Source organism: Pseudoduganella dura (genome assembly GCF_009727155.1).
Taxonomy (GTDB): domain Bacteria; phylum Pseudomonadota; class Gammaproteobacteria; order Burkholderiales; family Burkholderiaceae_D; genus Rugamonas; species Rugamonas dura.
The window spans coordinates 3172430-3186777 of record NZ_WNWM01000002.1; the positions used below are offsets into that span (position 1 = coordinate 3172430).

General features: G+C 67.4%; 14 protein-coding genes. 1 reads left to right on the forward strand and 13 read right to left on the reverse strand.

Annotated elements, in window-relative coordinates:
* Positions 1 to 31: 31 nt before the first annotated feature.
* The 13 genes from GJV26_RS13890 to GJV26_RS13950 all read right to left on the reverse strand — a co-directional run bounded on the left by GJV26_RS13890 (position 32) and on the right by GJV26_RS13950 (position 13522).
* Positions 32 to 544 (reverse strand): FixH family protein, encoded by a 513-nt coding sequence (locus GJV26_RS13890; protein WP_229419295.1) that lies wholly within the window; start codon positions 542 to 544, stop codon positions 32 to 34.
* Positions 545 to 554: 10 nt separating this feature from the next.
* A complete protein-coding gene (ccoG, locus tag GJV26_RS13895; protein ID WP_155709319.1) occupies positions 555 to 1928 on the reverse strand; it encodes a cytochrome c oxidase accessory protein CcoG in 1374 nt (457 codons plus the stop codon).
* A gap of 5 nt (positions 1929 to 1933) precedes the next feature.
* Entirely contained in the window at positions 1934 to 2869 is a 936-nt protein-coding gene (gene ccoP, locus GJV26_RS13900; protein ID WP_155709320.1) for a cytochrome-c oxidase, cbb3-type subunit III, read from the reverse strand.
* Entirely contained in the window at positions 2862 to 3035 is a 174-nt protein-coding gene (locus GJV26_RS13905) for a cbb3-type cytochrome oxidase subunit 3 (RefSeq protein ID WP_155709321.1), read from the reverse strand. The genes ccoP and GJV26_RS13905 overlap by 8 nt, the downstream gene beginning before the upstream one ends.
* 11 nt (positions 3036 to 3046) lie before the next feature.
* Positions 3047 to 3661: a cytochrome-c oxidase, cbb3-type subunit II gene (ccoO, locus tag GJV26_RS13910; RefSeq protein ID WP_155709322.1), complete on the reverse strand. Its 615-nt coding sequence runs from the start codon at positions 3659 to 3661 to the stop codon at positions 3047 to 3049.
* 10 nt (positions 3662 to 3671) lie between these two features.
* Complete coding sequence (gene ccoN / locus GJV26_RS13915) at positions 3672 to 5087, reverse strand: cytochrome-c oxidase, cbb3-type subunit I (RefSeq protein WP_173346205.1); 1416 nt, start codon at positions 5085 to 5087, stop codon at positions 3672 to 3674.
* Between the two features lie 296 nt (positions 5088 to 5383).
* Positions 5384 to 5524 (reverse strand): cbb3-type cytochrome oxidase assembly protein CcoS, encoded by a 141-nt coding sequence (gene ccoS, locus GJV26_RS13920; RefSeq protein ID WP_155709324.1) that lies wholly within the window; start codon positions 5522 to 5524, stop codon positions 5384 to 5386.
* An 8-nt stretch (positions 5525 to 5532) separates the two neighbouring features.
* Entirely contained in the window at positions 5533 to 7953 is a 2421-nt protein-coding gene (locus GJV26_RS13925) for a heavy metal translocating P-type ATPase (RefSeq protein ID WP_155709325.1), read from the reverse strand.
* The gene (locus tag GJV26_RS13930; protein ID WP_155709326.1) at positions 7950 to 8759 is read right to left on the reverse strand and encodes a sulfite exporter TauE/SafE family protein; all 810 of its coding nucleotides are present in this window, start codon (positions 8757 to 8759) and stop codon (positions 7950 to 7952) included. Before GJV26_RS13930 ends, GJV26_RS13925 begins: the two co-directional genes overlap by 4 nt.
* A gap of 23 nt (positions 8760 to 8782) precedes the next feature.
* Positions 8783 to 10210 (reverse strand): oxygen-independent coproporphyrinogen III oxidase, encoded by a 1428-nt coding sequence (gene hemN / locus GJV26_RS13935; protein ID WP_155709327.1) that lies wholly within the window; start codon positions 10208 to 10210, stop codon positions 8783 to 8785.
* A 17-nt stretch (positions 10211 to 10227) separates the two neighbouring features.
* The gene (locus tag GJV26_RS13940; RefSeq protein WP_155709328.1) at positions 10228 to 11862 is read right to left on the reverse strand and encodes a methyl-accepting chemotaxis protein; all 1635 of its coding nucleotides are present in this window, start codon (positions 11860 to 11862) and stop codon (positions 10228 to 10230) included.
* Positions 11863 to 12099: 237 nt separating this feature from the next.
* Positions 12100 to 12516, reverse strand: coding sequence for an inner membrane protein YiaA (gene yiaA / locus GJV26_RS13945; protein WP_155709329.1), 417 nt, complete (start codon positions 12514 to 12516; stop codon positions 12100 to 12102).
* Between the two features lie 70 nt (positions 12517 to 12586).
* Complete coding sequence (locus GJV26_RS13950) at positions 12587 to 13522, reverse strand: DUF808 domain-containing protein (protein WP_155709330.1); 936 nt, start codon at positions 13520 to 13522, stop codon at positions 12587 to 12589.
* A gap of 96 nt (positions 13523 to 13618) precedes the next feature.
* Here GJV26_RS13950 and GJV26_RS13955 point away from each other — a divergent pair, with 96 nt between their 5' ends.
* Entirely contained in the window at positions 13619 to 14254 is a 636-nt protein-coding gene (locus GJV26_RS13955) for a LysE family transporter (RefSeq protein WP_155709331.1), read from the forward strand.
* Positions 14255 to 14348 lie beyond the last annotated feature (94 nt).

Consider the following 14348-nt stretch of genomic DNA (forward strand, 5'->3'; position numbering starts at 1 on the left):
CAGACACCTGTTTTCCATGCCCGTCGCGGCATTACCGATCAAGTCGCGCCGCCAGCACCACTTCCCGCTCCACCGGCCACCGCCACTGCCCTTCCAGCCGCCATGTGCGCCGGTCGTCTTCCACCAGCACCACCCAGCGGCTGCGTTCGAGCCGCGGCAACGGCACGGCGAAGCTGCCGCCCGCATCGGGGCGCAGCAGCAGGCGCAGGTCCTTGCCCGGTTGCGTGGCATGGGCCAGGTGCAGCAGCAGCGTGCCGCGCGGCGGCGCATTCGCCGAGAGCCGTCCTTGCAGCACGCCGTGCACGGCGTCGTAGCGCAGCGCCACCCGTGCATCCATGGCGGCGGCGGCCCGGTCGCGCCGCAGGTCCTGGTTGATCGCCTTGCCCCGCCTGTAGTAATCGCCCACCACCAGCGCATCCTGCTGCGAGAAGGCCAGCCAGCCGGTCCATGCGCCGGCGGCGAGCACTGCGGCCGGGCCGGCCATCAGCAGCCACGGCCAGCGCTCGCGGTACCACGGCGTGGAAGACATCGTCATCGGGTGCATCGTTGCTCCTTCAGCGCGGTACGATGAATACGGCGCGTTCGTCGACCGACAGGCGCGCGTCGTCCAGCGCCGTCAGCCTGAACCGGATCTCGTTGGATCCGGCATGGCCGGCGCCGTGGGGAGCGCGCAGCCGGACCGGCACGGCACGCGTTTCGGTAGCGGCCAGCGTTACGACATCCTCCGTGGCGAGGGCCAGGCCGGGCAGGCCCGCGGCCGCGATCCGGTAGCGGTGCGCCCGCTCGGAAGTGTTCATGATCTGCAGCCGGTACACGTTCTCGATCGCGCCGCCGTCGACTTCGCGGCCCATCGAGCCGCGGTCGCGGATCACGTCCATTTTCAACGGCATGCGCGTGGCCAGCGCATGGCCCAGCGCGAGCGTCGCCGCCAGCAGCGCGGCGCCATAGGCCAGCACGCGCGGGCGCAGCGCCCGTTGCAGGGGCCGCGCCGGCGCCAGGTTCGCCGCCATGGCGCGGTCGGTGCTGTAGCGGATCAGGCCGCGCGGCTGGCCGGTCCTGTCCATCACGTTGTCGCAGGCATCCACGCAGGCCGCGCAGCCGATGCACTCGTACTGCAAACCGTTGCGGATGTCGATGCCGGCCGGGCACACCTGCACGCACAGCGTGCAGTCGATGCAGGCGCCGTTCGCCGCCTTCTTGCCGCGCGGCTCGCCGCGTTGCGTGTCGTAGGTGATGATCAGCGTATCGCGGTCGAACATCGCGCTCTGGAAACGCGCATACGGGCACATGTACCTGCACACCTGCTCGCGCAGCCAGCCGGCGTTGCCGTAGGTGGCCAGGCTGTAGAACAGCACCCAGAACCATTCCCACGGCCCGAGGGACAGCGTGGCGATGCCGTTGCCCAGATCACGCACCGGCGTGAAGTAGCCGACGAACGTGAAACCCGTCCACAGCGCCACGGCGCCCCATGCAAGATGCTTCGCGGTGCGCTTGCCGAGCTTGCGCGGGGAGGCGCCCTGCCTGTCGAGCGCGATGCGGGCCGCGCGCGAACCTTCGATCCTGCGCTCGATCCACAGGAAGATCGACGTGTACACCGTCTGCGGGCAGGCGAAGCCGCACCACACGCGGCCGGCCACCGCCGTCACCAGGAACAGCCCCCAGGCGCAGATCACCAGCAGCGCGGCAAGGTAGATGAAATCCTGCGGCCACAGCACCAGGCCGAACAGGTAGAACTTGCGCGCGCCCAGGTCGAACAGCACGGCCTGGCGACCGTTCCACGCGAGCCACGGCGTGCCGTAGTAGGCCAGCTGCGTGAGCCACACGCACAGCCAGCGCAGGCGCGCGAAGCGGCCATCCGTTTCGCGCGGATGGATCGGCTGGCGCTTTTCGTACATGCGGATCACGTGCCCGGGTCCTGGAGCGTTCATGATGCTCACTTCGCCTCGTTGGACAGGCCCCACACGTAGGCGGCCAGCACATGCACCTTGCCTTCGCCGAGGAAGTCGCCGAACGCGGGCATGGTGCTGTCGCGGCCGTTGCGGATGGTTTCCATGATCGTGTCGGCGCTGCCGCCGTACAGCCAGGTCTTGTCCGCCAGGTTCGGCGCGCCGAGCGCCGGGTTGCCGGTGCCGCCGGCGCCGTGGCAGGCCAGGCAGGCGGCGAACTTGCGCTTGCCGAGCACGCTCTTGATCGGATCGGCGGCGGCGCTGCCGGAAAGGCTCAGCACATGATGCGCCACGTTCTCGACATCCTTGTCGGTACCCACCGCGGCGCCCATCGGCGGCATCACGCCGTGGCGGCCGTTCATGATCGTCTGCTTGATCGTGGCCGGGTCGCCGCCGTGCAGCCAGTCCCTGTCCGCCAGGTTCGGAAAACCCTTGTTGCCTCGCGCATCCGAGCCGTGGCATTGCGCGCAGTAGTTCAGGAACAGGCGCTCGCCCATCGCGCGCGCCTGCGGATCGGCGGCCACCGCCTTCAGGTCCTGCCGGCGGTATCGGTCGAACAGGGGGCCATACCGGCTGTCGGCGCCGGCCAGTTCTTCCTGGTAGGCAGCGGCGGACCGCCATCCGAGCCTGCCGGCATACGTGCCCAGGCCCGGGTACAGGAACAGGTAAGCCGCGGCGAACACGATCGTGATGTAGAACAGCCACATCCACCAGCGCGGCATCGGCGTGTTCAGTTCGGTCAGATCCTCGTCCCACACATGGCCTGTCGTTTCGATACCCTTGCCGGTTGGTCCGGGCGCCGCTTCGGCGGCGGTCACCCCGTGGCTCGATTGCGCCCACAGCAGCAGCGCGCAGCCGGCGATGCCCAGCACCGTCAGCAGCACGATGTAGTAATTCCAGAAACCGCTGGTGAAGTCAGACATCGTGCCGCTCCCCGTTCCCGTCGCCGTCGAAAGGCAGTTGCGCCGCCTGCGCGAAATCGTCCCGCTTGCGCGTGGACCAGGCCCACGCCCAGATGCCGGCGAACGTGGCGAACGAGATCACCGTCATCACGCTGCTGGCGCTGTCGAAAATGTGTTCGAGTGTCATGTCGGTTCCTCTCAATTCCTCGACCTGATCAGCGTGCCCAGGCCCTGCAGATAGGCGACCAGGGCGTCTTCTTCCGTCTTGTCCACGAGCCCGGCCGGCGCCGCGGCGATTTCGGCATCCGTGTAGCCGTCGCCGAGGCGCTGCAGCGCGCGCAGCTTCGGCGCGATGTCCTGCGGTACCAGCTTCGTCCGCGCCAGCCACGGGTAACCCGGCATGTTCGATTCGGGCACCACGTCGCGCGGGTTGCGCAGGTGAGTGCGGTGCCATTCGTCGCTGTAGCGGGCGCCCACGCGTGCCAGGTCCGGGCCGGTGCGCTTCGAGCCCCACTGGAACGGCCGGTCGAACACGAATTCGCCGGCCACCGAGTAGTGGCCGTAGCGCTCCGTCTCGGCGCGGAAAGGGCGCACCATCTGCGAGTGGCAGGCGTAGCAGCCTTCGCGCACGTAGATGTCGCGGCCCGCCAGGCGCAGCGGCGAATAGCGTGTGAGCCCGGCCACCGGCTCGGTCGTCGATTTCTGGAAGAACAGCGGCACGATCTCCACGGCGCCGCCGACGGACACCACCAGCGTCACCAGCGCGATCAGCAGCCAGGGGTTTTTTTCGATCCACTCGTGTGTGAATTTCATGTGCTCCTCCTCAGGCGGCCCGCAATTGCGGGATGGCAGCCACCGGCACGTCGCGGCCGCGCAGGGTCATCCAGGTGTTGAACGCCATGATCGCCATGCCGCCCAGGTACAGCGTGCCGCCGGCGAAGCGCACCACGTAGTACGGATAGGTGGCCTTCACGCTTTCGACGAAGGTGTAGGTCAGCGTGCCGTCCGGGTTCACGGCGCGCCACATCAGGCCCTGCATCACGCCGGCGATCCACATCGCCGCGATGTACAGCACCACGCCGATGGTGGCCACCCAGAAGTGCAGGTCGACCAGCTGCGTGCTGTACATCCTCGTGCGGCCCGCCAGGCGTGGCAGCAGGTAGTAGATCGAACCCATCGTGATGAAGCCCACCCAGCCCAGCGCGCCGCCGTGCACGTGGGCGATGCCCCAGTCCGTGTAGTGCGACAGCGCGTTGATCGTCTTGATCGACATCATCGGGCCCTCGAACGTCGCCATGCCATAGAACGACAGCGAGACGATCATGAACTTCAGGATCGGGTCGGTGCGCAGCTTGTGCCACGCGCCGGCCAGCGTCATGATCCCGTTGATCATGCCGCCCCATGAAGGCGCCAGCAGGATCAGCGAGAACACCATGCCAAGCGACTGGGTCCAGTCGGGCAGCGCGGTGTAGTGCAGGTGGTGCGGGCCGGCCCACATGTAGGTGAAGATCAGCGCCCAGAAGTGCACGATCGACAGGCGGTACGAGTACACCGGGCGACCGGCCTGCTTCGGGATGAAGTAGTACACCATGCCCAGGTAGCCGGCGGTGAGGATGAAACCCACCGCGTTATGGCCGTACCACCACTGGATCATCGCGTCCTGCACGCCGGTGTACATCGAATACGATTTCGTCGGCGATGCCGGCATCGCCATGCCGTTCACCACGTGCAGCAGCGTGACGGCCAGGATGTAGCCGCCGAAGAACCAGTTGGCCACGTAGATGTGCCTGACTTTCCGCTTGACGATGGTGCCGAAGAACACCACGGCGTAGGCGACCCACACCACCGCGATGAGGATCGCGATCGGCCATTCCAGTTCCGCGTATTCCTTGCCGCGGGTGAGACCCATCGGCAGCGTGACCACGGCCGAGACGATCACCGCCTGCCAGCCCCAGAACGTGAACGCGGCCAGCCGGTCGGAGAACAGCCGCACCTGGCAGGTACGCTGCACCACGTAGTACGACGTGGCGAACAGGCCCGAGATACCGAACGCGAAGATCACGCCGTTCGTGTGCAGCGGACGCAGGCGGCCATACGTCAGCCACGGCACATCGAAATTCAGCGCGGGCCAGGCCAGCTGCGCGGCGATGATCACACCCACCAGCATGCCGACGACGCCCCACACCACCGTCGCGATCGCGAACTGCTTCACGACCTTGTCGTTATAGTTTTGTTCCAATTGAACACCCCCGGGTAGTGGTCTTGATATGCCCGAGAGGTTACGCAGCGGAGGTCTTAAAAACTTTGACCTAAGTCAAAATTGACCAAACGCACTATCCAGCGTTGCAGGGTCTCCCCGACCGCCAAACGGCGCGGTGGAACAGTTGCCAAAAATCGGGGACTGGAAGGAGTAATGGCATGCATGCCATCACCGCTTGGCAGGCGCGGAGCATGCTCCGCGAAATCCCTGCCGCGCCCCCGGTGTTGCCCGGTGTCGTTTTGCGACCAGCTCAGCAGTCGTTGGGGCGAGGTGGTTCAGTCGTCGTCCTGCAGGATGCGCAGGGCGGGGCCTTCGAGGTCGTCGAACTGGCCGTCGTCGGCGGCCTTGAAGAACAGCCACAGCGCGCCGAACACGAGCGCGACGCTGAGCGGGACCAGCAGGTAAAGGGATTCCATCGCCGTGCCTAGTGCCGGCGCAGCCGCAGCGCGTTGAGGATCACCAGCGCGGAGCTGGCGGCCATGCCGGCGCCGGAGAGCATCGGGCCCAGCAGCCCGAAGGCGGCGGCGGGGATCGCGACCGCGTTGTACACGGTGGCCCAGGCGAGATTCTGCCGGATCACGCGCATCGTCGCGCCCGCGGCGATGGCGGCGTCGGCCACGAGGGCGAGCCGGCCGTGCAGCAGTACCGTGTCCGCGTGCACCTGCGCCAGCGCGGCGCCGGTGCCCATCGCGAACGACACGTCGGCGGCGGACAGAACCGCCGCGTCGTTGATGCCGTCGCCGACCATGGCGACGATGGCGCCCTTCTGCTGCAGCCGCTGCACGTATTCGAGCTTGCGTGCCGGCAGGCAGTCGCCGATCGCCTTGACGATGCCGAGTTGCGCGGCCACCGCGTCGGCCAGCACCTGCCGGTCGCCGGACAGCAGCAGCACCTGTTTGCCCAGCGCGCGGAAGTGGTCGACCGTTGCCTGCGCATCGGGGCGCAGCGCATCGGTGACGGTGAAGCACGCCAGCCACCGGCCTGCGGTGCCGAGATAAACGGCCGTGCCGTCGGGCAGCGCGGGCGGCGCGTCGGTGCCCGCCAGGCCGGCGACGAACGCGGCGTTGCCGAGGCGGTAGCACCGTCCCTGCACCGTGCCTTCGAGCCCCTGTCCGGCATGTTCCGACACGTCCGCCGCATGCCAGCCGTGCAGCTGCGGCTGTTCCTCGTTCAGCGCCGCGATCGCACGGCCCAGCGGATGCAGGCTGCCATGCTCGAGTGCCGCGGCGATGGCGATGCAGGCTTCGCGGTGGGCTTCGCCATGCACCTGCACCGACTGCACCGTGGGGCGCCCGGCGGTCAGCGTGCCGGTCTTGTCGAACACCACGTGCGTGGCGCGGTGCAGCGTCTCCAGCACGTGCGGCTGCATCACCAGCACGCCCCTGCCCAACAGCGCATCGGTGGCCGCGGCCAGTGCCGACGGCGTGGCCAGCGACAGCGCGCACGGGCACGACACGACCAGCACCGCGATCGCCACCGGCCATGCACGGGCCGGGTCGACGACATGCCACGCGGCGAACGCCAGCAAGGCGAACAGCAGCAGCGCCACCGTGAAACGCGAGGCAACGCGGTCGGCCCATTGCGCGATGCGGGGTTTTGCACTGCCTGCCGCCTCGACAAGTTTCAGCAGGCCGGACAGCGTGCTCTCCGCCACCGGTTTCGCCACGCGCAGCACGACGGCGGGGCCGGCGTTGACCGCGCCGCCCGGCACCGGTTCGCCCGGTCCGCGCGGCTGCGGTGCCGATTCGCCGGTCAGCAAGGCCAGGTCGATGCACGTGCGACCCTCGGCAATGACGCCATCGGCCGCGAACGCTTCGCCGGTGCGCACGAACACGTGGTCGCCCGGCACCAGCGTGGCGGCACTGACGACGGCGGTCTTGCCGCTGGCCGGCCAGTTGGGGAAGCGCGTGGCCGAAGCGGGCAAGGCATGGCGCATCCGCTCCAGCGCGCCGGCCGCCTTGCGCCGCGCATGCAGTTCCAGCCAGCGGCTTGCCAGCAGCAGGAACACGAACATCGTCACGGAATCGAAGTACACGTCGCCGCTGCCGCGTACCGTGGCCGCCACGCTGCCGCCGAATGCCGCGGCGATGCCGAGCGCCACCGGCACATCCATGCCGGGTGCGCGGGCGCGCAGGCTCGTCCATGCGCCCCTGAAGAACGGCTGGGCGGAATAGACCACGGCGGGAATCGTCAGCAGCAGGCTCGCCCAGCGCATCAGCGCGGCCATGTCCGCATCGAGCGTGCCGTCGCCGGCCAGGTAGGCGGGGGCGACATACATCATCACCTGCATCATCGACAGGCCGGCCACGAACAGCTGGCGGCCCAGCGTGCGGCCGGCCTTGCTCAACTGTTCCTCGTGACGCGCGGCGTCGTATGGCCAGGCGGTGTAGCCGATCGTGCGCATTGCCTGCAGGATGGCGGAGATCTGCACATCGCCGGAATGCCAGCGCACCGTCAGCCGCTCGGTCGCGACGTTCAGGCTGGCGATGGCAACGCCGGGCAACGCGAGCAGGCGCCGCTCGATCAGCCACACGCATGCCGCGCAGCGGATGTCCTCGACCAGCAGCACCGCTTCCTTCTCGCTACCGTCTCCGATGAAACGCGGGTCGGCGTCGTACAGCCGCAGTTCGGGCGGCACGAGGTCCGCATCGTCCGCCGTGGCGGCGAAACCGGTACGTCCGGTGTAGTAGCTTTCCTGGCCGATGTCGACGATCGTTTGCGCCACGGCCGCGCAGCCGGGGCAGCACAGGTCGCGCGGCGCGCCGCCGATCGTCACGTGCCATGCGAAGCCGTCGGGTACGGGCAGCCCGCAATGGAAACACTGCGGTTTCGGCACGGCGCTCATGGCGGCACCGCCAGGCACAGCGCATCGAGCCAGCCGTGCGACAGGCCGGATGCGTGGCGAACCAGGCCCAGCACGCCGAAGCACAGTACCAGCACGCCGCAACCGGCACGCACCGCCGGCCGCTGCATCGCCTGGCGCAGCCGTGCCCCGGCCACGCCGAGCGCCAGCAGCATCGGCAGCGTGCCCGCGCCGAAGGCCAGCATGGTCGCCGCGCCGCCGGCCGCGGAGCCGGACAGCAGCGCCGCCAGCAGCACGCTGTACACCATGCCGCACGGTACCCAGCCCCACAGCGCACCCAGTGCGAACGACTTCGCCGGCGAATCGGCCGGCAGCAGGTAGCGCATGGCCGGCAGCAGCCGGCGCCACAGCAGGTTGCCGGCCGCTTCCACGCGCGCGAGGCCATGCCAGGCATCCATCAGGTACAGGCCCAGTGCGACCAGCATCGTATTGGCCAGCAGGTACGCCACGCCTTGCCAGTGCGATGCGAGCGCCAGCGTGCCGGCACCGTCCGCCAGTCCGCCGGCCAGCGCGCCGGCCAGCATGTAGCTGCCGATGCGGCCGGCGTTATGGATTGCCAGATGTGGCAACTGCCGCGGCAACATGGCCGTCCACGCGCGCATCGCGCCGCCGGACGCGGTGCCCGCCGCCGGCGTCGGCGTGGCCTGAGCGATCGGAATCGTGCGCCGCGGCGCGGCCGCAGCCGGCACGCCGCTCAGCGCACCGGCGATACCGCCGCACATGCCGACGCAGTGCACGCTGCCGGCCAGGCCCACGGCGAACACGGGCAGCAGGTTCAAACCGTCCATGGCGGTCTTTCCGGATTCATCGTTCAGATGGTGCGCGAGTAGCGCAGCGGTTGCATGGCCGCCGGTGCGGCCGGGGCCTGCAGCCGTGCCTGGCGCAGATGACGGTCGAACACCATGCAGATGTTCCGGATCAGCAGGCGGCCCTTCGGCGTGACCGAGATCCAGTCATCCTCGAACGTCACGAGGCCGTCCGCCACGAAACCCTGCAGCTCCCGCAGCTCGGGCGCGAAATACTCGCGGAACGGCACCGCCATGCCCTGCGCGACGGAGGCCACCGACAATTCGAAATTGCACATCAGCCGCCCGATCACGAGGCGCCGCAGCAGGTCGTCGCTGTCGAGGCGGTGGCCGCGCGCGATCGGCAGCTTGCCGGCATCGAGCCGGGCGTAGTAGCCGTCCAGCGTCTTTTCGTTCTGGCTGTAGGTGCCGTTGACGGCGCTGATGGCCGAGACGCCGCAGGCCACCAGGTCCATCTCCGCATGGGTCGAATAGCCCTGGAAATTGCGGTGCAGGCGGCCATGGCGCTGGGCCACGGCGAGATCGTCTTCCGGCTTGGCGAAATGGTCCATGCCGATGTAGAGGTAGCCGGCGGCGGCCAGGCGGCTGATGCACAGGGCCAGCATGTCGAGCCTGGCGGCCGGCGCGGGCAGGTCGTCGTCGGCGATCCTGCGCTGCGGCTTGAACAGGTGCGGCATGTGCGCGTAGTTGTACAGCGCGATGCGGTCCGGGTTTGCCAGGATGACCTTCGACAGCGTGGCCTCCATGGTCTGCATCGACTGCTTCGGCAGGCCGTAGATCAGGTCCACGCCGATCGAGCGGAAGCCGGCATCGCGGGCGGCGTTCATCACCGCCATCGTCTCGCCGTAGGGCTGGATGCGGTTGACGGCCTTTTGCACGTCCGGATCGAAATCCTGCACGCCCAGGCTGGCGCGGTTGAAGCCCTGGCTGCGCAGCGACCGCATGCGTTGCGGATCGACCGTGCGCGGATCGATCTCGATCGAGTATTCGCCCTCGTGGTCCGGCGCGAACTCGAAGTGGCGGCGCAGGTGCGCCATCAGCTCCGCCATCTGCCGGTCGGAGAAATACGTGGGCGTGCCGCCGCCGAAGTGCAGCTGCTCCACGCGGTTCATGCCGGCGAACAGCTTGCCCTGCATGGCCGTTTCCTGCTTCAGGTAGCCGAGATAGGTGGCCGCCTTCGAACGGTCCTTCGTGACGATCTTGTTGCAGGCGCAGTAGTAGCACAGCCGGTCGCAGAACGGCACGTGCAGGTACAGCGACAGTGGCCGGCGGCCGCCGCGCAGCGTCAGTCCGGCCAGCGCTTCGAGGAAATCGCCGTAGCCGAAAGCGGGCGTGAAGCGGTCGGCGGTGGGATAGGAAGTGTAGCGCGGGCCGGACATCGACAGCTTGCCGATGATGTCCCCATCGAACTGCACGGACGGCATGGTGTTCATGATGTTTTCCCGTAAGGTCAGGCGGCCAGGCGCTGCACGTTGCGCGCGGGAGTGCGGCCGGGGCCCTTCCGCGTGTTGACCGCCTTGCCGAACTTGAACAGGCTCACGGCCTGCGTGAGGCCGTGCGCTTCGTCGGCGAGGCTGCCGGCGGCGGCGGCCGCTTCCTCGACCAGCGCGGCGTTCCGCTGCGTCACTTCATCCATGTGGGCGATGGCGCTGTTGACCTGGTCAACGCCCAGGCTCTGCTCGTGCGAGGCGGTCGAGATCTCCTGCATGATCGCGGTCACCTGCTGGACCGAAGCGACGACCTGGCCCATCGTGGCGCCGGCGCGGTGGGCGCGCTCCATGCCGGTGCCCACCTTGCGCACCGACACGTCGATCAGCTGCTTGATGTCCTTCGCCGCCAGCGACGAGCGCTGCGCCAGGTTGCGCACTTCGCCCGCCACCACGGCGAAGCCGCGGCCCTGTTCGCCGGCACGCGCCGCTTCCACGGCGGCGTTCAGCGCCAGGATATTGGTCTGGAAGGCGATGCCTTCGATCAGGCCGATGATGTCGACGATCTGCTTCGACGACGCGTTGATCTCGTCCATCGTGGCGATCACCTCGGCGACGATGACGCCGCCCTCTTCCGCCACCTGCGACGCGGCCACCGCCAGCGTGCTGGCCTGCCGCGAGTTGTCGGCATTGGCTTTCACGGTGGACGAGAATTCGTCGATCGACGACGCCGTTTCTTCCAGGCTGGCGGCCTGCGCTTCGGTGCGGCCGGACAGGTCCGCGTTGCCGGCGGCGATCTGGCGCGTGGCCACGGCCATCGTTTCGACATTGACGCGCACGTCGCGGATCGTGGCGATCAGGTTGCTGTTCATCTGCTGCAGCGCGCGCAGCAGCTGGCCGACCTCATCGGTGCTGCGCGTGTCGAACGAACCGGACAGGTCGCCGGCGGCGATCGAGCGGGCGCCGTCGAGCGCGCGGGCCAGCGGCTGCAGCATGCCGGTGCGCAGCGTATGCCACAGGAAGACGTTGATCAGCAGGCCCGCGAGCGTGGCGGCAACGATGCCGTAGCGCACGCCGCTGCCGGCTTCGTCGGCCAGCAGGCTGGCCATGCAGACGCCCAGCAGCAGCACGTTGACCACGCTGGTGGACAGCCAGATGCGCATGCCGAGCGATACATGCGACAGGCGCGCCAGCAGGTGCGGCAGGCCGTGGCGCACGACCTGGCCGTTGCGGATGTGCAGCTCGCGCGTGCCGGTCCGCAGCGCGGCATAGGCGGCGGATGCCTCGGCGATCTGTTCGCGGGTGGCGCGGGTGCGCACCGACATGTAGCCGATCGTGCGGCCCTGTTCGCGGATCGGCGTGATGTTGGCCTTGACCCAGTAATAATCGCCGTTCCGGCAGCGGTTCTTGACGATGCCGGTCCACGGCATGCCGGAGCGGATCGACGCCCACAGGTCGGCGAACGCCTCGGCCGGCATGTCCGGGTGGCGCACGATGTTTTGCGGCGCGCCGATCAGCTCCGCTTCGGCGAACCCACTGACCTGGATGAAATACGGGTTGACGTAGACGATGTTGCCATCGAGGTCGGTTTTCGACACGATCGCGTGGTTGTCGTCGAGTTCGACTTCGCGGTTCGTGACGGGCAAATTCTTGCGCATCTGGGGTAACTCCTGGGCCTGGAAATGATTTTTACATGGACCTTTTGCATGATCCTTTGTATTTCTTCGCAGCAATTTCGCCACGGTTTCCAGTTTAGGTACGGCAACACTTCAAAACCTTGATGTAGATCAAAAATCGGCCAGCCATGAAAAAACAGCCTCCTGTTTCCGGGCAATACCCGGAAGCAGGAGGCTGTTTCGATAAAGCGGTGTTGCGTTAGATGAAGCAGTGTTGCGTCAAAGGGTATCGCCCGAAGGTTCGGCCAGATCGGCACTGTCGCGCACGTTCTTTTGCACGGCGACCGCCGCGAACAGGCTCAGCGCGAACGACATCGCATAAAACCCCTTCTCGCTCGGTGCCAGCGTGGCGTTCCACAAGCCCACGCCCAGCAGCACCAGCGCGGCCAGCACCGATACCCAGCACAAGCCGAAATACAGCGACGTGACGCGGATGCCTTCCATCCGGTCGCGCACGGATTTTTGCAGCGACACGGCGGCGAACAGGCCATACAGCAGCAGCGTGAAGTAATACCCCTTCTCGTTGAGCTGCATCGACGCGTTCCACAGGCCGACGAGGTAAGTGATCACCCCGACCAGCAGCGCCAGCCAGGATGCGCCGACGAAGGCGGAAGTGGGACGTTGAGCGATTGCCATGAAAGCTCCTTGGTGATGGTGACAATGGACGGCGGCGCGACCGCACCGCCGCCCACGGATCAGACCAGAACTACGTGGTCTTGCGCTTGAGGCCGCGCAGCAGCTTGCTGACAAGCATCACGCCAGCCAGCACGATCGCGCCGGTGATGACGCCGACCACGATATCGGCCGCGTGCGTGGTGATCGCGCCCAGGATCGGGCCGGCCGATGCCGCCGCCTGCTCGATCGTGTGGTGCAGGAACGGCGCGCCGTGCGTGATGATGCTGCCGCCCACCATGAACATCGCCACGGTACCGAGCACCGACAGCAGTTTCATCAGCTTTGGCGCGGCGGCCAGCAGCAGGCGGCCGATGGCGCGGGGCACGGCCATGCCGCCGCCGGTGCGCTGCGTCAGGTACAGGCCGGCATCGTCCATCTTCACGATGGCCGCCACCAGGCCGTACACGCCGACCGTCATCGCCAGCGCGATGGCCACCAGCACCGCCACCTGCTGGCTGAACGGCACGCCGGCCACGGTACCCAGCGCGATGACGATGATCTCGGCGGACAGGATGAAGTCGGTGCGCACCGCGCCCTTGATCTTTTCCTTCTCCAGCGCCACCAGGTCGATTTCCGGGTTGGCGACCGCCGAGGCCAGCTCGGCATGGTGCGCCTCGTCTTCTTCCTTGCTGTGCAGGAACTTGTGAGCCAGTTTTTCGAAGCCCTCGAAGCACAGGTAGGCGCCGCCGATCATCAGCAGCGGGGTGACGGCCCATGGCGCGAACGCGCTGATCGCCAGCGCGGCGGGCACCAGGATGGCCTTGTTTTTCATCGAGCCGACAGCCACCGCCCACACCACGGGCAATTCGCGATCCGCTTTCACGCCCGCTACCTGCTGCGCGTTCAGCGCCAGGTCGTCGCCCAGCACGCCGGCGGTTTTCTTGGCGGCGACCTTGCTCATCGCGGCAACGTCGTCAAGGATGGTGGCAATATCGTCGATCAGTGCAAGCAGGCTGGTTCCGGCCATCGGGAATTCTCTCAATAGTAATAATGCGGCAATCTTACCTCACCGCTTCCCGCACGCCGGCGCGCTACAATCGGCTTATTTGCACAGGATGTTTTCATGAGCTTCGCCACCTGGCTGGGATTCGCCATTTCCGCGGTCATCATCGCACTGTCTCCCGGCTCCGGCGCCGTGTTGTCGATGTCGCACGGGCTGTCGTATGGCGTGAAAAAAGCCAGCGCCACGGTAATGGGGTTGCAGCTGGGCCTGCTGCTGGTGCTGTTCATCGCCGGGGCGGGCGTCGGTTCGCTGCTGCTGGCTTCCGAAGTGGCATTCAACATCGTCAAGACGGTGGGGGCGATGTACCTGATCTGGCTGGGGCTGGCGCAATGGCGCGCCCGGGTCACGCAAGGCACGGAGGTCGGGGTGGCGTCACGCGCCGCGCTGCCCTCGGTGAAGCGCCGCATCATGACGGGATTCTTCACCAACGCCACCAACCCGAAAGGCATCATCTTCATGGTGGCGGTGCTGCCGCAGTTCATTACCCAGGGCGAACCGGTGCTGCCCCAGCTGCTGATTCTGGCCGCGACGATGGTGACGATCGACATGACAGTCATGCATGGCTACGCCTTCCTGGCGTCGACGATGCAGGGCTACTTCCGCGACCCGCGGGCAATGCGCGTGCAGAACCGCATCTTCGGCGGCCTGCTGATGGCGGTGGGCGCGGCGCTGTTCTTCGTCAAACGTAACGCCTGACCCTTGATTCGAAAATATTTGTAACGGACGTCTTCCCCGGCCTTATTCGGACGTTATATGAGAGCTTGACTACAGAGGTAGCCGAAGCACATAA